The sequence below is a fragment of the Pediococcus cellicola genome, from assembly GCF_001438655.1.
In the GTDB taxonomy this organism is placed as follows: Bacteria; Bacillota; Bacilli; order Lactobacillales; family Lactobacillaceae; genus Pediococcus; species Pediococcus cellicola.
This window is the reverse complement of sequence record NZ_JQBR01000005.1, coordinates 41,841-62,487: the sequence shown is the minus strand read 5'-3', so window position 1 is coordinate 62,487 and position 20,647 is coordinate 41,841. Positions and strand designations below refer to the sequence as shown.

Genomic DNA, 20,647 nt, shown 5'->3' with positions numbered 1-20,647 from the left:
CCCTATAGCAACTCCGTTTTTCGATATGCTAAATTTAATAATTCAACAAGTATTACAAGCCAAATTACTAATATTCCACTGACAAACTTCAAATTTAAAGTCGTTGTAATTAAAATAGCCCAGTTTGTTTTCAATGCTAAAACTATTAAAAACAAAACTACTGTTAAAAGCTCCCCTACAATTCCTCGTAAAAGCATGGTTAACACTAAAATCAAAATAGTAATGCCCATCAGACTAAGTATTGTTGCTAATCCTAACCTAAAAATAAACAGCACAGAAATTGTTTTTATTTTAAGAATCCAAACAACAACCCAAAAATATAAATTATATAAAATCGAACTAGCCAGAATCAGGCCACCAACTAATACAACAGGCAATCGACTATTAGACTTGCGAATCCAAACGAAAACATTTTGTTTCAACAAAAACTCTTTAAATACCGGAATCATCGCAAACAGCGGTACTAAATAATATAAAATCCAATTCAAGTTTTGAAAAATAAAATTACTTGTCATTGCTGGAAAAGTGTTAAAAATATTTTCTGCACTATTAAAGCTAGATTCCTGACAATATTCATAGAGTAGTCCTATCTGAAGTATGATTAAGCAAATTTTGGTCTTCAAATTTCTAACTAAGAGTTGATCATAAAGCAGATCTAGTTCTGCTTTCATAAATATTCACGCTTTCTGGCTCGCAATTGAGCTAAACTCATAATTGCAAAAATGATCCCCCAAATAATTAAAGATTTGGAAATAATTATCACCAGTGATTGTTTAGCCAAAATCTCGTTTATTAAAGTAATTTCATTAATGGGTGTTGCGGAAAAGCTTCTCAGAGATCCTGTAAAAAGTACAACACCTACTAAGCAGCTCGCCATTGTGAAATTTAATAGTGGAAAACACGTAACCATCAGTAAAATGATTGTTTGACACATTACTAAAGCCTGAAAAACAAACCAGAATCCACCTAATACCCATGGTGGCTCAATGTCTGTTGTTCCTTGCATCATTTGCATAGCTACAAAAAGGCCAATGGTGACTACAAACGATGTCAGCGCGCTACTAATAAAGACAGCAACATTGTTCATAATTAGCCAATCCGTCTTGTGCTCTAATCGTGCCAACAAAAACGGCTCCACCCTCACACGTAAAGCAATAACTAGAAAAATATTAGCGGCGTTAATAATTGAAAAAAATACGTTAGGGAGTAAATTTTGATACATGGCCAATTGTCCCCGCATGTCAATATCAATTCCTGATACGTAGTAATAAGAAAAGAAACTTAACATTAAAATTATTAAAATAATAACTAACTCTCGTAGTTTAGATCCCCACCACACTTTATTAATCCACTTCATCGCGTTTCCCTTCAAAAGCTGTGACAAGCAATACGCTAAGTAATCCTAATAAGAATATTCCTATTAAAAAATATTGGCTGCCAACATAATCATTACTAAAAGTAGGTGGCAAAATATACGTAATCCCAAGGTTATCTATACCAGCATAATTACTGATTAAAAATGAAGCTGCTACAACTAAGAATGGAAAAGCCATTTCTACTTTTTTTCTTTTAGCCACGTAAGAACACGCAATTCCAAGAATACTAAAAAGGCCGCTATACAGAAACACAATTAGTATAGACATCCACCAAAAAGACATGGGTGACGTATAAAACCAATTATGTACCCATCCTCCAGCCGAAAACAAATCAGCAGGCACATTCGTCGTCGAATATCTTGTAAAAAAATAAGCACCCTCAACTATCAATGGTATTGCGCCAACAAAACCACCTACTAAAAAACTTATCATTAGGTTGATCCGCAAATAGACACGTTTTGACTTACGCATCAAAATGAAATTTAATAGTCCTTGATGTTTATCTTCACTGTATATGCTGGTAGCTGCTAATCCACTCATAATTGGTAAAATGAAGTAGTAGAGATTACTACCGGCCCCCGTAAAATCAAAACCGGTTAAATGTATGTACGCACTGTTCATAAAGTTAGCATTTTCAGGATAAATGGTGATGGCTTGTATGATAATCATTGCAAAACCAATAAGCAGTGCAACGTATATTTCCCAACGTTTCAATAGTCGGATCAATTCAATTTTTGCTAACATAATTGTCCCTCCCTAGCTATTCACAATTTTTAATTTACTTACTCCTCAAATCAAGCCGTTCATTTGGAATTGGAAATGTTAATAAGACATCATGTATTTTTGTATTGGTACTTGGTACTTAATTGCTGATTCGTTCAAATTATGTATATGATCAACATACTGTAAGGAATTACAAGGCGCAAATTTTTCCAAAAGTTATGATTTGCACGACGATTACCATATGATAGCAGATCAGCTTGCTTAATAGTAAATCTTGTAGACACTTGATAATTGGACGCTTTTTGTTTCATATGAACTTGATGAAACGAAAAATTCACTGCCGGTTGATAAATTGCAGGAACGACACCTCCCTCTTGAATGGTCAATGGATTAAAGAAGCGCCACAAATGTGATCAACAATTTAAGTCTTTGATGCTGACTATAGTATTGAACGGCTTGATCGAAGACTTAAGTTATCACCCACGTCACACATTACATTTATATGTTCTAATTCATAACGTGCTCATTACCAAAAAATCCCGTCAAAAATTGCATCCACAAATCTGTAAGTGTAATTTTTGACGAGAATTTAGACAATTAGTTTTGTTTAAGCTTCCCTCAATATCTACAAAAAAAATAAGAATCGGTATAAGGTTACCAGCTCTTATTTCTATCTCATCTGAACATTTGACCAGTTTTGACTGTCACATATTCAGATTGAGCTTTTATGAACTCCCCCCAGAGCGTAGGTACTGATTTTCCATTGCCAAAAATATAAATTCCAATTTTTGCTAATCAACAAAACCAATTATGCAATGAGAAAGACTTTTTGCATAGAAACCAGTGGTTTACATTCTAGCAACCGTCAGTTTACGTGGTCGATCTTGCCGGAAACTGAACTTCAATGAAGTTGAATAACGTTTTGAATTCCCATCAAGAAGAAACAATCATCAAACATCTTCATAACTTTTTTCATGCTATGTAAAATAACAAAAGTCTCCGCGAAGTAAGTATTACTACTCTTCTTTTGTTATTATTCCCCATAAATACTTATTTTCCGTTGTCATTATTTTTAGTGATTTAAATTACCACATAAATGTAGTATATATGCATATAATTCAAAACGGTAAATTAAAAAATTAACGTGCACTTTTTAATGATTAACGTCATTATTCAACAAGATTTAGGCCAATATTAAACCTTTTTATGTACTTCATATTTAAAGATAGCTTCTAAATCAGGATAATGCTGATTAAAAACCGGCACATAGCCATTCTTGGTAACCTCGGCGAAAATTACTTTACCACACTGCTCATTATGCAATTCAAGGTGTACGCCATTAGCCATCAAAGTAACTTTTTTGACACCTTTAATTCGTTTAAGTCGTGCTACATCCTGATATCCTTCAATATCTAATCTTAACCGACCGAATTGTCGATAAATTTCTGTTGGTGTCCCTTGCAAAACGGTTTGACCATGTTTCAACATAACAATATAGTCTGATAACTTCTGTACATTATCCATATTATGGGTTGAGAAGATAACCATCTTTCCTTGCTGCTTTGCCGCTAAGATCGCCCTAATCAGCAACTCACTATTTACCGGATCCAATCCAGAAAATGGTTCATCTAAAATTAACAACTGTGGCTTGAACATCAAACAAGCAATCAGTTGCACTTTTTGTGCATTCCCTTTGGATAAAGATTCAATTTTATCAGTGACTTTTCCAACCACATTAAGTCTTTTCATCCAGTCGTCCAGAAGTATTATAGCTTCCGCTTTTTTCATCCCATGTAGTGCGGCAAAATAAAGCAATTGGTTTTTAATGGTCTCCTTTGGATAGAGTCCTCGTTCTTCAGGCATATACCCGACTTTTGCGGTGATTGCATCAGGAGTCAAAGATTTGCCATTCCACAATATTTTGCCACTGTCTGGTTTAATGAAATCCAAAATCATGTGAAAAGTTGTCGATTTCCCCGCTCCGTTTTGCCCGATCAAACTCAAAATTTGACCACCATGCAAGGAAAATGATAAATCAGACACCGCATTAAAATTGCCAAACTGTTTTGAAACATGTTGTAGTTCAATCATTTAAACCTCACCTTTTATTTTCTTTTGAATTGCCCGTATTCTCATGTGAAAGCACTGCTAAAAACGGATTTGCTTTTTTGGATGATAACAAGCCAAAGCGATACTGCCGAACACTCTGTTTTAGTAGCCAAGCTATGATAACCAACTGAATTACGATGTTTAAATAGGCTTCACCGTAACCAACATTTTGATTAGCCAATAATGTCGGCATCAACAAGGAGCCAATTGGTGGAAAGGCTAGCACAACATTGGCATACACACGCATAACACTAATTCCTGCATCAAAATAGTGCGGTGCATTAAATAAAAATGACACCGCCGTTCCAGTTCCGATCAGTAACATGACAGGAATAATGGCCACCGCTACTTGTGACTCATCCGTCACATAAGACGCAATTTCGGTAGCCCACACTAGTGCCATAAATAACGCCACTGCGGCATCTAACACGATGTACACGAAAAAAACGGGGCTAGTATTTCTAATGATTGTTTGAACGATAAAACCGTGCGTCACCCGTTCGTATATATAAATTAACCCTGCATAAATCGTCATATGTAAAAGCATCAGGCAATAGGTTGCTGAAATTTTACCAATCAATTGTTCTTTAGCATCCACCATTGCCAACAACATTTCTGAAATTTTACTCGTTTTATCCGCAGCCACCGAATTAGCCATAATAGACACATACGAAAGACTAACCATAAAAATAAATATGGGGAGAAAGTTTCCCCAAAATAAATTTAAATTCAAATGATTGCTAGTCGACAGATCGAGATGAATATTTCCGCTTCGTTCAAAAATTGCTGCAATTAATAATGGCCATAAAATAATTGTCCAATAAGTAAACGAACTTAATTGACCTTTAATTTCATGACAAGCTACCGCCAAAACTTGTTTTTGTTTGAGTATCTTCATCTCATCACTCCCACATTAATCCATAATTGCAGCTTTTTGGTATTTCTGTTTGACTATCCAAAAATAGCCTACAAGTAAAATCGTTTGCAGAACCGTACTTATGAATAAAAAGAACGTATCATCACGATGATAAAAAACAAGTTGACTGCTAATTATCTGTGACCACACCGGAAAAATTAGAGCAGTAAGTAACTTAAAACTCGAAAAATGTCCCAAGGTGACGAATGACAAAAAGATGGAAATCATGATATATACATAAACTGGCGTTAAAGCCTGTAGTAAATGACTATGATTTTTTATGTAAATGCTGATATGTGCCGTCAATAATAATATCCAACCAAAGATTTGTAGCATAAGTAAAATTAATAAAAAAGTGTGCCAATTTACAAAGTAACTGTAACTGGCTGTCATTAACGAGAATAACAATTTATTTGTTGTCATTAAAAAAGAGAAACTAATTATGTATAATCCCAAACTTGCTATCAAAAGGTAAAGGACACCCAGTAATCTGCCAGAGAATTGATCCTCTGATCTACTAATGACCCACAAAAACTCATTAATTTTTGACGATCGATCATTTTCAATCTCGTTCCCAGTTATGGGTATTAATAACAAACTGAAGAGTAAGACAAACACAGCCATGCCAATTGATAAAGTTCTGGGAAAATTACTAAACACTAAAGTATTTGTGTTCACATCAGGTGAGATTCCAAATGCTAAAATCATAACTAACACAGAACCCGGCCATAACAAACCGGACCAGTATGAACTTTTCTTGATGTTATGTTTAAACGTAAATTTAGCTATAACGTTTAAACGTCGTAAATTTATTTTTGTCATAAAAACTTTAAACGAATTCGTGAAAAGCACGCAATCTAGCCATATTCGTTTTAGTATTCACCCCTTTACTACCTTACCTATTTGTTACGCCGCTCACCTTTGCGCCAATAATATAAACTTGTAGCTATTCCAATAATCTGTATTAAACTCCATATAATACCACATACCGTTGCCGTAAGTGCCGCACCATAGGTTTTGCCATCTAAAATGTAAATTAAATTGAAGATCAGGCAGGTTATAAACAAGCCCCTATAATCCATAAGGTCATTAAAGGCCGTTGGCCGTTCTGGCTTAAATAGCCATAATACAGCTGCAAAAGATACCTAATATAAGCCTTCCATGTTGTCGTTTTAGTTCATCATCTAAAGTAGAGGCTACACTTGGTGATAAACTATAAAAAGCCAAGCAGAGCAAAGTGCTTTTCCGGAACCATAGCAAGATCTTGCATCAAGTCTTGATGAAGATCCACTTACCTATGAAAATCTGTTGTCAATTCAACCACTTCGGACACAAGTCTATCACGATAATAAAAGCGACGCGATACATTAATCAAAATACGTACTAATCACGTATCAAAATATTGTGGGTGCCGCAGATGCTTGATACTCAAGAATACCTGTAAAGAAGTTTCTTGCACAATATCTAGAGCATCCTCCTGATTGTGAAAATATAACAACGCAGTTTTGTACATTTTTGATTGCAGATCAACCAGTAAGGTAGACCACTCTTCTCTATCACCCCACTTTGCTTGAAAAACTAGTTCTATATCTTTTTTCAATGTGTTTATTCCCAAACGTTTGACCCCCAGACCTATTAGTGACTAGTCATAGATAAAAGGTTTCAACAATCTCAGCATTTGGTAATTTTCTTTATGTCTTATTCAAAAAATTCCCGACAAAAATTTCAACCACAAGTTTGTGATTACATTTTCTGACGAGAACCTTTATAAATAATACAGGACGTTGTCCACTAATTTTACTTTTTAAAACATTTGATGCTTCTCATAACAATTCGCTTGACTGAAGATTTTTGGTAATAATAAAAATAAAAATAACAGATATTTTCCGAAAATAATCGTTGACTAATTTTAAAATCTTAAATCGAAGCACCTCACACCGGCACTAATTTTTATCTTTGTGCCAATAATACAAACTTGTAGCTATTCCAATAATCTGTAATAAACTCCATATAATACCACATATTGTAGCTGTAAGCGCCGCTCCAAATGATTTGCCATCCAAAATATAAATAACGTTAAAAATAATTGCAGCTATAAACAGTCCCCATTCTATAATACTTAAGGTTTTACTATCCGATTTCATACCAACACGCCCTTCTTAGCCTCTTTTCTGCTCCCTTAAGCTACGCTTCTTTAGATAATTAAAGTCACAGTAGTAAAATTTGATGTAGAGCTAATAATATATTTATCTTCAGTATCGAACACTTGAACGCTAAAAAATTAAGCAATTCGTCTACATCAAACTATAATATTTAGATTTGCTCATGTCTTCAAATTAAATAAAGAGAGTAATCGTTTTGGTAGTCATGCTTGCCCATCCTTTTGACATTCCAACTTTTCTCAATGCCGAATAAATGATATGGTACTCTGTACCTGTGTAATGATCCACAACTTTTAGAAAGCCTCCTAAGCCCGTAAACTTTGTAATCTTCTTTTTCGCCGCTTTAGGTAGTTTTTTCCATACTTTCAATATCAACTTTGCAACAGTTTTTCCTCCCATTCTTGTTTCGGGATTTTGAGACTGTTGATATAAATAGACCACTTCTTTGTCACTAATTGTTGATAGTTCTTCTGCCGTAAAATTGTCATAATACATAAGGTGTGTTTTTGCTTGTTTAACTTCATCTGGTGTAATTACCAAGTTAATTGTCGGATCAAAGTTATCATACAACTCTGCATCTTGAATTTCATTTGTTTGGATTGTTGTTTCCGACTTTTGTTGATTAAAAAGTTTTGCAACATCGTCCCCTGATAGTTCCCCTTGATTCTCTAATTTAGTTGTTATATCTTGTTTGCTTGTTTCATCATTTTTAACAGTATCAGCATAAGCCACAGAACTTGGCACTACAACAGTACCTAAAGACATTAACGTCAAAACTAATGCAATATTTTTCATGTTCTTCTTTAACATAATAAATCCCCCCGTAAACACTTATTTTCATTGTCGTTTTTAATCCCTACTCCACTTTATTAAATCGCAAACACCTCACAATTATTTAGTATGTCTATAGTATATAGTCAAACGGTCTGGTGTGAGTAAATAAAAAATAAACGTACCAATTTCAATGATTAACGTAAAAAAATGGATTTACAATTTTATACTGTAAATCCATTTTAAGATACATGATTTTTCATCAATTTAGTCAAATCTCGGGCCTTGCGAAAAGATGCCTTGCAAAAAAGTCCCTGATTAAAATGCAATTGTCTGGTTTGAGCGTTAAAGCTGGTCATATGATCTAAATTAACCAAATAACTTTTATCACAACGAAACAAATTCGTATACTTTTCTTCCAAATTGTTCAGATTTCCGGGGAATTCTGCTTGTCGATTTTCAGCAATCATGGTAACGCTTCCCGGGCGCTCTTTGATGGTATATAACATCACTAATTCGTTCATTGGTACTGAAAAATAGCGGGACCCGATGTGATACCCAAACAACGACTGTTGATGATAGAGAGACTCAACGTATTGAGATCGCGCTAAATTGACGTCTTCAATAATTTTAGATTTAATATCTTCAATTGATTGATCTTTTAAGATATAGTCCAATGGTGCAATCTTACGCTCCAAGGTTAAAAATGCCAATTCATCATGTGTCGTCACGAACACAATTTGTGCAAATGGCATCTTCTGTCGAATTTTACTAGCCAGCTTTAATCCCGCATCCGTCTGTTTGGCAATTTCCATATCCAAAAAAAACAGTCCCTGTTCCTGGTCTAAAATACCATTCTCTAATTTTTCAACACTGTTTGTGGCACAAACCAACTTCATCGCATAGTCATTAATCATAATAGTATTTTTAATAATTCTTGCGTAAAATGCCTGTTGCTCTGGATTGTCTTCTAATAAATAGATTGAAAACACTTATTTCTCCCCCGTAATAATTAAAGTAATTCTTAGTTTTCGTTGTATCAATTGTGTATCTAAGTAAAAATTTTCATTTTGATCAACTAGTTCCTTGACGTTTGCAAGTCCTAACCCACGATCCTCTCCTTTTGAGGAAAATCCAAGTTTAAAGATTTTCCTCAAATCAAATGGTAATTTTACCGTATTTTCAACAGAAATTTCTACAGTATCAACCGTTTTAATCAGGGCACAGGCGACTTTTCGATCGGACATTTTTTCTGCCTGCTCAATCGCATTATCTAAAAGCACTCCGACAATTCTAACGATATCCACCAATTGCTTTTCAATAAAAAAATCACTTTGTTCAATTTCAATATTCAACTCAACATTTTGTTTGCGAGCTTCAAAAAACTTCTGGACAATAAGCCCTTGCAAGGTTTCGTTTTTGAGATGATCTAATTGAGATATACTCGCTTTTTTTAATGACTGATTTAAATTCTTTTGATTTTTCAACTCATACAAGTATTCATTAAGTTCAGTTTGATCACCGTGCTTAGCTAATTCTGACATGGACACCATAATATTTCGAAAATCATGCTTAAATTGACGCAGCTCCGTATATTGTTGGGAAACACTATCCAAATAATCGTGTAATTGTTGATTCCTCATTTTTTCGTCTTTCACACTCTGCTGAGTAGCATAGGTCTTTATGAAGAACTGCATTTGCCAACCCATTAAAAGAATAATCAACATAAAGATCACAATACTGGCTGCTTGAATTGTTGCTGCGATATTCTGAATATCACTAATAATTAAAATGATCTGAATAGATGCATAAATCATCATTAGCATCCAAAAAATTCGTGTGGATAATCCCAAATCTTCAATTTGATCAACCAAATGATACCACCATGTACGATGGTGATAAAACCAAATAAATAAAAGTAAAGTAAGAAATAAATCAATCACAAGATCTTGTGTAATCAACATGCCACTAACTTTAGAAAGTGATTTAAGCGAATGAAAATGATTTGCCCACATTGAAATTGTCGTGCTAATGTATGCACTAATAGAAATAAGTATCATTTGGATAATAACGCTTATGAGCATGGTATTTACATAACGCAGACGGATTTTAAACCGCCTTTGTCTACCTATCTCAATTACGACTGCTCCTAAAATTAAAGGAAGGTAAGCAGCATCTTCCAAAAAAATCCCTAAAATTGCACAAAGAATGCTAACTCCAAAGTTTAAAGTAACTACATTCAACTCACAATTATTTTTTAAATAGGTATTCATATTTAAAATAACAAAAATTAGCACAAAATTTTCAATAAGAAATTCAGTAATCCCAGGTTCTATCATTTGTATATTAGTTTAGATGAATAATAAAATTAGTTCATCCTTGGCTTCCTTTAAACCAAATCTTCGTTTCACATCACCTCCTTTAGTTTAACTAAATTGTATCAACGACACAATATCAACAGTGATGTTTTCGATTAACGTATAATAGTTCGTGATTAACGTCAATCATCAATAAAATGCGCTTCTACTTTTTTAGCGGCCTAATTACATTTAACAGACCTACCACTAAATGACCAGTAAGAATGCTAACCATTCCCCAAATGGCAGAGTAACTTGGAAATAACCAAAGAATTATCAACGCAATTATAAAGAAAATTGCCATTACAATATAAGATCTCTTCTTAGTCGTCATTTTATTAAACCTTCTTATCTAATTTACTTTTGCAATTTGTGGTCTAACCATCTTGCAATTGCTAAAATGAATGCTAGTGTCAATATCCCCCACCCGATAATATTATCGGCAATATTACGGGGACTATAACTGTCTAATGGATCCATCGCAATTACGAAAGGACCCAACAACGTTAAAAAACGGATGAATTTTTCAGAATAGATAAATTTTTTCATTTTTTTACGCCTCAAATAAGAAAAAATTTTTTCGCTTTATTTGTGATGTTTATCTTGGTAGTAACTAATAAGAGCCACAACCATGGCCAATGCGATTAATCCAAAAGATACCATTCGCAGTACAACATTTGTTCTCCCTGGATTACCACCAGGAATTGCCATTACAATCAAAGAAGCCGTTAGTAAACTCAGCCTTAAGGTTCTAAGATTAATAAATTTCATACATCATTGCCCCCACCCATTTGATCAGTCCAAATTCACTTCATTGTTTTCTGATAGCCCACAACAGAATGACCACCACAATATTAAAGATCATAGCGAACATCAATGTCCAAGCAGCTCCCCATAAATTAATTTGATAATCTGCATAGTGTCTGCCATGATCTAACAAGTTAAAAATAGCCAGCAGTTTAGGAACTGATAAGATCATTAAACCAAGTGAACAAATTGCACAACTTTCAATAATCTTTTTCATTTCTTCTCCCCCAGTTTGGGTTGTTTAAATTTATAGCTTAATCATATTCTAAATTTAATTGAATAGGTAGCAACCATTGATTTACATTGGGTAACTCTTACGTTACATTCGTTGATTTTGAACTTCAATTAAGGTAATTACGAAAATATACAACGATTTAGTAATTTACATTCTCACTAATTTAGTATAAATTCAAATCAGGCGACTACTTAAACATAGTGCGTATTAAATTTAAGGGGGAAAGTGAATGTTAAAAACGCAATTAAAAGCATATAGAGAAAAAGTTCATCTATCACAAAATCAAGTTTCAAAAGAACTTCATATCACTAGACAATCCATTTCTCGTTGGGAAAACGGTCGTGGTTATCCTGATATGGACAATCTTATTCTGATAAGTCAGTTATACAAGTGTTCAATTGATGATCTTTTACAAGACGACCAAGTAACGCGAGAAAAAATTGAATCGCCCGTTTCTGAAATAAAAAATCAACACAAGCCATTAAATTATAAAATCACTAAAAATTTCAATTCTAAAGAGGAACTAATTCTTCTTTTTATCATTTTAATGATCAGTGCCTTTATTCCGTTTTTAGGAGTTATCTTACCTTTTTTTGTTATCTGGCGAAACAAGACAAATCATCTGTTACATAAAATAGTTTTACTAACTAGTATTGTTATTTTTCTATTTAGTTTATACAGTTCTTACATTATTATCAATGACACTTTTTTCATGCCCGGAACCACAACTGTTCAAAAAATTAAGTAACTTGTCTTCTGTCATAAAACATTTTCAATTTTATAAAAGTAAAATAAGAGTTAAAAATCAAATTTTTGATTTTTAACTCTTATTTTCACGAATCTTTTATTATTTTAGTACTTAATGCCTTCATCCACATCATCCAAAGGCACGATAATCATGGCATTCTTACGATAGACATTGACGTGATGAATGTCATGCGCCTTCAACATATCAACCGCATTTTCATAATTACGCATGTACTGCGAAGTATCATGTGCATCTGAACCAATCGTATACCGTTTACCACCAAGTTGTTTATAAATTTCAACCGCATAGTCATACAGCCCAATATTATGGTATTTATACATACTGGTTGTATTCAATTCAAACGCCATATTGTAGCGAACCGCCAACTTCAAAATGTTGGTCAGCAATACCCCAGCCGTTGTTTCAAACATTCCTGAAGTTAAATTAAGTTTACGAACACCGTAATCAAAGTGAGCCAATACATCCGCATCATGAAAGGCATTAATGCCCTTCCACATTAATCGATAATACTGATCTGCAACCTTCAAAGGGTCCATCTGCGAAACAATGGCATCATCAAAATCAAAATCTGGACTCCGATGAAAGCTTAAGAGTTTAATATCAAAATCATGCCTTTGCAAATACGCACGGATTTCTGGTTCGCGTCCGGCAAAATAGCCAATCTCAACGCCCTTAAAAATGTGCTTGCCAGTTTCTTCTTCCAAACGGTGAATTTCACGTGAGTAAGCTTCGTAGTCGATTAAATTGTCCCCACTTTTATCATCTAGTGCTTTGTAATCTAGATGCTCAGTGCTGACAAAATTTTCCCCCGCAAGCTTCAAATACGCCGCCATTTTTTCATCTGAATCAAATGAAAAATTTGTATGTACATGCTGATCATAATAATCCATAGAAAAACTCATCTCACTTATCGTTATTTTTGACTAATTTTTTAAGGTAGCCATGATGATACAAATCTTGTTTTAAATCTGCCAACGTAAAATGGCGGTAAAAAGCCCGATATCGCCTGTCTGCTAAAGTAAACAGATCAGTTAGTGTTTCTGACATGTTGCTAGAAATTTGATCTACTTTATTAATGCCTTCTGACCGTCCGGTAATAAAACGCGCGTAACTTAGCGTCGGCGGAATGGTGAGATCATATAATTCTCCAACATTGATATCAATTAACGCTTTTTTAAGCTGATAGCCACCATTTTTCCCTACTGATCCTTCAATGTAGCCTTTTTTATGGAGGACTGACAAAATATTGCGAATAACCACCGCATTTAGATCTAACGATGCGGCCAATTCACGACTAGCGATCTTACGAGGACTATTTTCTTCCAAGTAAAATAAGCTATGTACCGCAACGGAAAAATCCAATTTCATTCGATCGCGCCCCCTTATTTATATTTACACCTACATTTTAACACAATTTACATGAATCTTGGGAGTTTACAAACAGCATTTACAACGGTAATGAAAGCCTACACAGCGACATCCAGAAGAAAATATTACGCCTCTACTTGGATAGCACGATAAACGGCACCAATTATACCAGCATCATTACGTAACTTCGCTGGTTTCACTTCGGCGAAATTTAGGTTGCGTATATCTTGATTGCGATACTTTAAATCCGCAATCTTGTCCTGCAACCCCGCCATGAACTGTGAATTAGCCGAAATTCCACCACCAATTAATACAATTTCTGGATCTAACGCCACCATCAAATTAATAATCCCTTTTGCCAAAGCTGTATAAAAGAAATCCAAACTTGCTAATGCCAACTTATCCTGTTGGGCAGCTAATTGGTAAATCACTCGGGCATCATCAATAGCAGGGCTGTCACTGTGATTATTGTAATAGCGAAGCAATCCACCGACCGTTGCACCTGTAAAATTCAAACTATTGTACTCCAAATGCGTATCCGTGGACACATTCATGACTGACATCATTCCAAGTTCACCTGCCATTCCGTGACCACCACGATAAATTTGATCATTGATAATCAAGCCACCACCAATTCCTGTGCCAATCACCATACAGTAGTAGTTATGAAAACCAACAGCATTCCCTTGCCACTGTTCCGCAAAAGCAGCCGCATTCGCATCATTTTCGATAGTTGTTGAAATGCCTGTTCGTTTTTCAATTTCCTTTTTTAAATTAATACCATAAAAATCTCGAATAGCACCACCGGTAGTCATAAAGCCATCTTGTTGGACAATACCCGGGGCACTGACCCCAACGGCTGTAATAGGTTTTAACGACTTAAATTGACTCACGATCATCTCAATATTATTTAAAATTTCTTCACCACTAATGCTTGTTTTTACACGATCTTTTTCAAGAATTTTTCCCGTTTCATCAACTAATCCATATTTAATGCTTGTCCCACCAATATCCAAACCAACGTAATAGTTCATTTTTCCTACTTCCTTTGCATTTTATGTATAAAAAAAGGCATGAAACAATCGTCACTTTGCGATCCCATCGTTTCAAACCTATTTTCGACTAATCTAAATCTTCACCATTGCTGGCAATCACCTTTTTATACCAATCAAATGAATCTTTCTTTGAACGATTTAACGTTCCATGGCCTTCATCATCTTTATCCACATAAATAAAGCCATAACGTTTGGACATTTGACCAGTTCCAGCTGATACTAAGTCAATGCATCCCCATGGTGTGTAACCCATCAAGTCCACACCATCCAATGCAACTGCCTTCTCCATTTCTTCAATATGTGCACGCAGATAATCTACACGATAAGGATCGTGAATGCTACCATCAGCTTCAACCTTATCGCGGGCGCCCAAACCATTTTCAACGATAAACAATGGTAAATGATATCGATCTGTTAGCCAATTCAATGAATACCGTAGCCCAACAGGATCGATTGGCCAATCCCACTCGCTTGTCTTAAGATGCTCATTTTTAGTGACTGGTGCTTCAGGATTAAGTTCGCCATCTACATCAACCTCATCCGCTTTAACAGTCATGGAGTTATAGTAGCTCAGTCCAATGTAGTCAACTGTACCTTGTTTTAAAATTTCCCGATCTTCATCCGTAATATCTTTCCGATAACCCTTACGTGTGACATATGCCTCAATATTGTCTGGATAAACTCCGTTAGCATGCACGTCAGAGAACCAATAGCGACGCTGCATCATGCGCTCCGCCAACATAATGTTCTTTGGATCCGCGTTCAACGGATAGATTGGTGTCATATTGATCATGCAACCAATTTCAAAATCAGGATTAATTTCATGGCCCAATTTTACTGCTTTAGCACTAGCGACCAATTCGTAATGCGCAGCTTGGTACATTGCTGCTTCCCGATCCTCTTTCTTTACATTACGGAATAAGATTCCCGAGTTAGTTGCAACAGCAAATTCACTATTAAAATCACTTTGATTATCAATTTCATTAAAAGTCATCCAGTACTTAACTTTATCCTTATACCGCTTGAAGCAAGTCTCAGCAAAATTCATGTAAAAGTCGATCACTTTTCGATTCGTGAATCCGCCATATTCTTTGATCAAATGATAAGGCATTTCAAAATGAGCTAAAGTAATGACCGGTTCAATACCATATTTATGGCATTCATCAAAGAGATCATCATAAAACTTTAAGCCCGCTTCATTTGGTTGGTCTTCATCCCCATTAGGAAAAATTCTAGTCCATGCGATGGATGTTCGAAAACACTTAAAACCCATTTCGGCAAACAGTTTGACATCTTCCTTGTAACGATGATAAAAGTCAATTCCTTCGTGGTTAGGATAGTTTTTGCCTGGCAAAACACCATCCGTGATTTCACGTGGAACACCATTGGCGCCCGCCGTCATCACATCTGCGACACTGACACCCTTGCCGCCTTCTTGCCAACCACCTTCAAGTTGATGAGCAGCAACAGCGCCGCCCCACAAAAAACCGTCCTTTAATTTACTCATGTTTTTTGAACTCCTCTCATTATTTAATGTCTTACATATTTAGTATAACTCATTTTGAAAACGTTTTACTAGGCTTTTATTTCTTACATTATTTTTCATAAAAAGCCTATTCATTTTGATTTGCATCGCCATAAATAGACTTCTAAGTTTAAATTAATCCGTTGCGTGTTCTGTAGTGGCAGCAGCTTCAGCTTCTTTAGTATGTGCTTCTTTATCAGCTGCAGCTTGTTCTTGTCCATACAAGATTTGATCTTGTTTGTGTGCAAATGGCCAGTAAACGAAGAACGAAAGTACTAAGACAATTGCTTGCCAAATCATCATCTTCCAACCACCAACTAATAAGCCAGAGATAACTGGTGGTGTGGTCCATGGCACCTGAACACCAGTAAAGTATGGAATAACACCTAATTTAATTAACCAATATGTGGAACCCATTGATATGGCTGGCATAAACATGAATGGCAAAATTAAAATTGGGTTCATAACAACTGGAACTCCGAACAAAACGGGTTCGTTAATATTGAAGATTCCTGGTAAGAATGACAAACGCCCAATACTCTTCATCTGAACTGACTTGGCAAAGAATGCCATGAAGAAAACTAATCCAATTGTCATACCGGAACCAGTCACAGTACCAAATTGATCAAGTAAGGATTGAACGAAAACATGACCTCCATTTGCGGCTGTCACAACACCATGTGCCTTGAAAATTGCGGCATTCGATAAACTATTGGCAGTTAAAATTGGAGTCATGATACCACTGACAATAACCGCACCATGAACACCAAAGAACCAGAAGAATGGAATCAATAGTGAAATAATAAGAACGCCACCAAATGAATCTGTCATTCCTTGCAATGGTGTCTGAATAGTTTGATAAATCCACTGTGTCATAGTTGTATGAGCAGTTGCATCAAATAAGATATAAACGATTAACCAACCGGTAATAATGACAAAGGCTGGAATCAAGGCCACAAATGATTCTGCTACTGCTGGTGGAACTTGATCTGGTAATTTGATGGTTACATGATTTTTGATAAACCAAGAATAAATCCAACCAGTTAACAATCCAATAATAATAGCAGCGATCATACCTTGACCACCAAGCCAAGTCCGATCGATAAATCCAGTTAACATCGTTGGTGCCTGTGAAGCAGAAACCACAGTTTTAGTACCATTCATAACAGCTGTCGTAGGACGCATAATTAGGAAGAAACTTACCAAAGCCGTCATACCGGCCGGCAAAGGCTCAAAACCATCATCTTTTACCCAATTATAGGCAATTCCTACTACGGCAAAAATTGCTAACACTCCAAAAGAAGCGTTGTAGGCTTGCGTCCAGTAAGGAGTTAACCCAGTTGCATTCATCCAATTAGCAATTGGTGCCCATGGAAAGGCACTTAAAAGCAAGAATATAGATCCAACCATAATAAATGGCAAACTGACTAACATACCATTCTTTAGGGCTGTGATTGCTTTGGTATTAACAAACTTCATAATTGGAGGAAGAAGTTTATTGTTAATCCAATCATTCATTAAAATCACCTCAAATAATAATTACTGACGACAAAACCAATAAATAAATAATAATTGAAAATCTTCGGCCGAAGATTATGTAACGTGAAGCGCTTTCAACAAATCCAGTATAAGCTGTAAAATGTCTTACTGTAAAGCTGTTCCTCAAATAAAAAACATGTTCCATTAAAAGGCTTATGTGCCCTAAATGGAACATGTTTCAAATGAATTTTTATACATAGAATTAGACCTGGTTAACTGCCTCACTGACAGGTGTTTTGCCCTCGCTAATCGCGAACTCTTTCTTAATTGTTTGATCATTATGCAACGTTGCAACAATCACTTCAGCCACATCTTCACGTGCAATTTGGCCTTTATGTTGGTTAAGTTGAATTCCGCCCTTGCCAGCTTCATTTGTTAAAACACCCGGTTTGATGATGGTATAATCCAAATTGGTCTCGTCTTTCAAATACAAATCTGCGTAGTGCTTAGCCACATAGTATGGCTTAATTGCTGTCCAAAGCGTACGATCTTCGGCATTCATGGCACTAACAATCACAAACCGTTTGATTCCAGCTTTTTGTGTGGCTTCCATACTCTTAACTGCCCCATCTAAATCAATTAAAAGTGTTTGGTCATCTCCGGTTTTACCACCTGAGCCTGCACTAAATACCACGGCATCAACCCCTTTTAAAACTTTAGCCATTTCTTCTGGCTGTTCATTCAAATCAAATAACTGAGTTGCTGCACCTTGATCTTCAAAGAAACTTCGTTGTTTAGTATCACGAATTCCTGCAACCACTTCATCGCCACGGTCAAGTAGCTGGGCCACTAATAGTTTGCCAATTTGTCCGTGCGCACCGATTACAAATACTTTCACAAAAGTACCTCCATTTATACTCGTTTTAGTTAAATAATTGTAAACTTTTCTACTTAACTTTAACCCTATCATGATCTCGTGTTATGTTGAACTAAAAGCACTTGGGGAGTTCACTATGAAAAAATTTTTAATTTACAGTTTTAGTTTAATTATGGTTTGTCTAATTGGTGGCACACTTTACGTTCAACATCGAAATGCACCACTCAATCATGTTCACGTCACTACCAGTAATACAGCTACTGTTCTTATTCCCGGTTCTAATGGCAGTACCTACACCTTTAATGGTATGATTCGGCGCCTCAATCATAAAAAACTGGCTCATCTGGCCTTAAAGGTAACTATTGATGCTAATGGACTGGCACATATTCGTAAAGTAGGTAACCTGGTTCAAAATCCATTGATTCAGCTCACCTTTGTAAACAACCAAGATCCTCAAAAACAAATGCAATATTTGCCTGCATTTATGAAAGAACTAAAGTCGGTCTATCATATTAAGCATGTTAACTTTGTAGCGCATTCCATGGGTGGCAGTGTGGTTCTTGAATATCTGGAGAATAAACAGGTTCAAAATAATCAATATCCTAAAATCACAAGATTTGTAGCTATTGGAACTCCTTTTGGTTACATTACACCGCAAAATAGCCTCGCAACCGCTGCTAGCAATCTTCCCCACGACTTAAAAATTCTGAATATCGCCGGTAATTTAAATCATACGGGTACTGACACCGCTGTTCCCTTAAAAAGTAACGAAGCTTTGCAGCCCGTTGTCACCGGCCATGTGGCAAGCTACCGTCATGTTACAATTGAAGGTGATCGTTTCAAGGCTCAACATAGCGCCTTACACGAAAATCCTCAGGTTGATAAACTGGTGGCTGAATTTTTGTGGCACTGAGTGTCTTTAATCACATTAACCACTTATCAATAAATTTCCATATCAATAATTTCCGGTACGGTCTCAAGAATAGCGGTTAATTTAGCCATATCAAAATTTTTTGAAGATTGAATGGCCATATGAACGATATCAGCCGTGTCTGCCTTTCTGACATGCATACTTGTTACTTCAATATCTTGAGCCTGAAGCTTATTTTGAATCGTCGAAATATTATGATCACCAGGTTTTACGCGCATTCTCACTTCATTTGTGTTGGGTAATCGCAACCAGCTTAAGTTTCGATGCAGCATCACCTGTGTTCCTAAAACTAGCAACGCGGAAATAATCCCTACCACATACATGTGCGCACCAATGGCCATGCCAATTCCAGCCGTGGTCCATAATCCAGTTGCAGTCGTTAAGCCATTGACATCTTCATGTCTCACAATAATTGTTCCGGCTCCAATGAAACCAATACCACTTACGATTTGGGCTGCAATTCGTGACGGATCCAGTTCGATTCCTTTATTTCCAAGTAAATCCGCAAATCCATATTTAGACACAATCATCATCAAAGCTGCACCCACTGCAATAATAATATGCGTACGCAATCCCGCTGTTTTTGCTCGGGCATCGCGCTCATAACCAATTGCAAAACCACAGCCACCCGCAATGAGAACCCGAAGAATTAAATCAAGTTGTGTTGCCGCCGTCATGTCCGATCACGCCTCCTTACAATATAAAAACAGGACTATCTGTATTAAGTATACAGACAATCCTGTTTATTTTTTAATAATCTGATTATTTTATTTGCCGATGCTATCTACAAAAGCTTCGACTTCTTGACGAGTCTTACGGTCACCATTTACAAAACGGCCGATTTCTTCGCCATCTTCTAATGCGATGAAGCTAGGAATTCCCATCACACCAAATTTTTGCGCGATCTTAATGTTGGCATCACGATCTACTGTAATCCAATCATATTGATCATACTCAGCTTCAATTTCTGGCATTACCGGTTTGATGAATGCACAATCAGGGCACCATCCAGCCGTGAAAAATAGCATTTTTTTACCAGTTTTAATTGCATCAAGGATTTCCTGATCCGTTAATTGTTGTTCTTGTGCATCCATTGTAATTCCTCCCACAAATTAATCTATGATCGTTAAACACTTACTTTTTATAAGTCTTTAAACAATGATTTAATTGTATCATATTCTTTCTCA

24 protein-coding genes are annotated in these 20,647 nt (G+C 35.8%); 2 read left to right on the top strand and 22 right to left on the bottom strand.

The annotated features are described in order from the left end of the window. Positions 1–2 precede the first annotated feature (2 nt). The 14 genes from IV80_RS05825 to IV80_RS05760 all read right to left on the bottom strand — a co-directional run bounded on the left by IV80_RS05825 (position 3) and on the right by IV80_RS05760 (position 11,438). The gene (locus tag IV80_RS05825; RefSeq protein WP_057750875.1) at positions 3–671 is read right to left on the bottom strand and encodes a hypothetical protein; all 669 of its coding nucleotides are present in this window, start codon (positions 669–671) and stop codon (positions 3–5) included. After that, positions 668–1,357, bottom strand: a complete 690-nt coding sequence (locus IV80_RS05820) for a hypothetical protein (protein WP_057750874.1) — start codon at positions 1,355–1,357, stop codon at positions 668–670. The genes IV80_RS05825 and IV80_RS05820 overlap by 4 nt, the downstream gene beginning before the upstream one ends. Then, positions 1,344–2,120 carry a hypothetical protein gene (locus IV80_RS05815; protein WP_057750870.1) on the bottom strand — a complete coding sequence of 259 codons (777 nt, stop codon included), beginning with the start codon at positions 2,118–2,120 and terminating at the stop codon, positions 1,344–1,346. Before IV80_RS05815 ends, IV80_RS05820 begins: the two co-directional genes overlap by 14 nt. A gap of 1,173 nt (positions 2,121–3,293) precedes the next feature. Further along, positions 3,294–4,190, bottom strand: coding sequence for an ABC transporter ATP-binding protein (locus IV80_RS05810; protein ID WP_057750867.1), 897 nt, complete (start codon positions 4,188–4,190; stop codon positions 3,294–3,296). A 7-nt stretch (positions 4,191–4,197) separates the two neighbouring features. Beyond that, the gene (locus IV80_RS05805; RefSeq protein ID WP_057750866.1) at positions 4,198–5,106 is read right to left on the bottom strand and encodes an ABC transporter permease; all 909 of its coding nucleotides are present in this window, start codon (positions 5,104–5,106) and stop codon (positions 4,198–4,200) included. 15 nt (positions 5,107–5,121) lie between these two features. Beyond that, positions 5,122–5,946, bottom strand: a complete 825-nt coding sequence (locus IV80_RS05800) for a hypothetical protein (protein WP_147186324.1) — start codon at positions 5,944–5,946, stop codon at positions 5,122–5,124. A gap of 1,121 nt (positions 5,947–7,067) precedes the next feature. Beyond that, complete coding sequence (locus IV80_RS05790; RefSeq protein WP_057750857.1) at positions 7,068–7,268, bottom strand: hypothetical protein; 201 nt, start codon at positions 7,266–7,268, stop codon at positions 7,068–7,070. A gap of 192 nt (positions 7,269–7,460) precedes the next feature. Then, complete coding sequence (locus IV80_RS05785; RefSeq protein ID WP_057750854.1) at positions 7,461–8,096, bottom strand: hypothetical protein; 636 nt, start codon at positions 8,094–8,096, stop codon at positions 7,461–7,463. Positions 8,097–8,299: 203 nt separating this feature from the next. Further along, positions 8,300–9,049: a response regulator transcription factor gene (locus IV80_RS05780; RefSeq protein ID WP_057750852.1), complete on the bottom strand. Its 750-nt coding sequence runs from the start codon at positions 9,047–9,049 to the stop codon at positions 8,300–8,302. Beyond that, a complete protein-coding gene (locus tag IV80_RS05775) occupies positions 9,050–10,396 on the bottom strand; it encodes a sensor histidine kinase (protein ID WP_057750849.1) in 1,347 nt (448 codons plus the stop codon). 184 nt (positions 10,397–10,580) lie between these two features. Next, positions 10,581–10,748, bottom strand: a complete 168-nt coding sequence (locus IV80_RS10095; protein ID WP_157048829.1) for a hypothetical protein — start codon at positions 10,746–10,748, stop codon at positions 10,581–10,583. Positions 10,749–10,771: 23 nt separating this feature from the next. Next, positions 10,772–10,963 (bottom strand): hypothetical protein, encoded by a 192-nt coding sequence (locus IV80_RS05770; RefSeq protein ID WP_057750846.1) that lies wholly within the window; start codon positions 10,961–10,963, stop codon positions 10,772–10,774. A 36-nt stretch (positions 10,964–10,999) separates the two neighbouring features. Beyond that, complete coding sequence (locus tag IV80_RS05765; protein ID WP_057750843.1) at positions 11,000–11,185, bottom strand: hypothetical protein; 186 nt, start codon at positions 11,183–11,185, stop codon at positions 11,000–11,002. Between the two features lie 40 nt (positions 11,186–11,225). Continuing rightward, a complete protein-coding gene (locus IV80_RS05760; RefSeq protein ID WP_057750840.1) occupies positions 11,226–11,438 on the bottom strand; it encodes a hypothetical protein in 213 nt (70 codons plus the stop codon). Between the two features lie 247 nt (positions 11,439–11,685). On the opposite strand from IV80_RS05760, the gene IV80_RS05755 reads away from it, so the two are divergent. Continuing rightward, a complete protein-coding gene (locus tag IV80_RS05755) occupies positions 11,686–12,204 on the top strand; it encodes a helix-turn-helix transcriptional regulator (protein ID WP_057750837.1) in 519 nt (172 codons plus the stop codon). 104 nt (positions 12,205–12,308) lie between these two features. On the opposite strand, the gene IV80_RS05750 is transcribed toward IV80_RS05755, so the two are convergent. From IV80_RS05750 to IV80_RS05725, 6 genes are all read right to left on the bottom strand, one after another. Further along, a complete protein-coding gene (locus tag IV80_RS05750) occupies positions 12,309–13,115 on the bottom strand; it encodes a PHP domain-containing protein (protein ID WP_057750835.1) in 807 nt (268 codons plus the stop codon). Between the two features lie 13 nt (positions 13,116–13,128). Next, a complete protein-coding gene (locus IV80_RS05745; RefSeq protein WP_057750832.1) occupies positions 13,129–13,593 on the bottom strand; it encodes an RrF2 family transcriptional regulator in 465 nt (154 codons plus the stop codon). Positions 13,594–13,718: 125 nt separating this feature from the next. After that, complete coding sequence (locus IV80_RS05740; RefSeq protein ID WP_057750830.1) at positions 13,719–14,627, bottom strand: ROK family protein; 909 nt, start codon at positions 14,625–14,627, stop codon at positions 13,719–13,721. Between the two features lie 88 nt (positions 14,628–14,715). After that, entirely contained in the window at positions 14,716–16,155 is a 1,440-nt protein-coding gene (locus IV80_RS05735) for a 6-phospho-beta-glucosidase (protein ID WP_057750826.1), read from the bottom strand. A 153-nt stretch (positions 16,156–16,308) separates the two neighbouring features. Next, entirely contained in the window at positions 16,309–17,691 is a 1,383-nt protein-coding gene (locus tag IV80_RS05730; protein WP_057750823.1) for a PTS sugar transporter subunit IIC, read from the bottom strand. Positions 17,692–17,914: 223 nt separating this feature from the next. Then, positions 17,915–18,550, bottom strand: a complete 636-nt coding sequence (locus IV80_RS05725; protein WP_057750820.1) for an SDR family oxidoreductase — start codon at positions 18,548–18,550, stop codon at positions 17,915–17,917. 115 nt (positions 18,551–18,665) lie between these two features. Here IV80_RS05725 and IV80_RS05720 point away from each other — a divergent pair, with 115 nt between their 5' ends. Further along, positions 18,666–19,442, top strand: a complete 777-nt coding sequence (locus IV80_RS05720; protein ID WP_057750817.1) for an alpha/beta hydrolase — start codon at positions 18,666–18,668, stop codon at positions 19,440–19,442. Positions 19,443–19,468: 26 nt separating this feature from the next. Here IV80_RS05720 and IV80_RS05715 read toward each other — a convergent pair whose 3' ends face one another. Continuing rightward, positions 19,469–20,137 (bottom strand): MgtC/SapB family protein, encoded by a 669-nt coding sequence (locus tag IV80_RS05715; RefSeq protein ID WP_057750813.1) that lies wholly within the window; start codon positions 20,135–20,137, stop codon positions 19,469–19,471. A gap of 90 nt (positions 20,138–20,227) precedes the next feature. Beyond that, complete coding sequence (locus IV80_RS05710) at positions 20,228–20,554, bottom strand: thioredoxin family protein (protein ID WP_057750811.1); 327 nt, start codon at positions 20,552–20,554, stop codon at positions 20,228–20,230. Between the last annotated feature and the right edge of the window lie 93 nt (positions 20,555–20,647).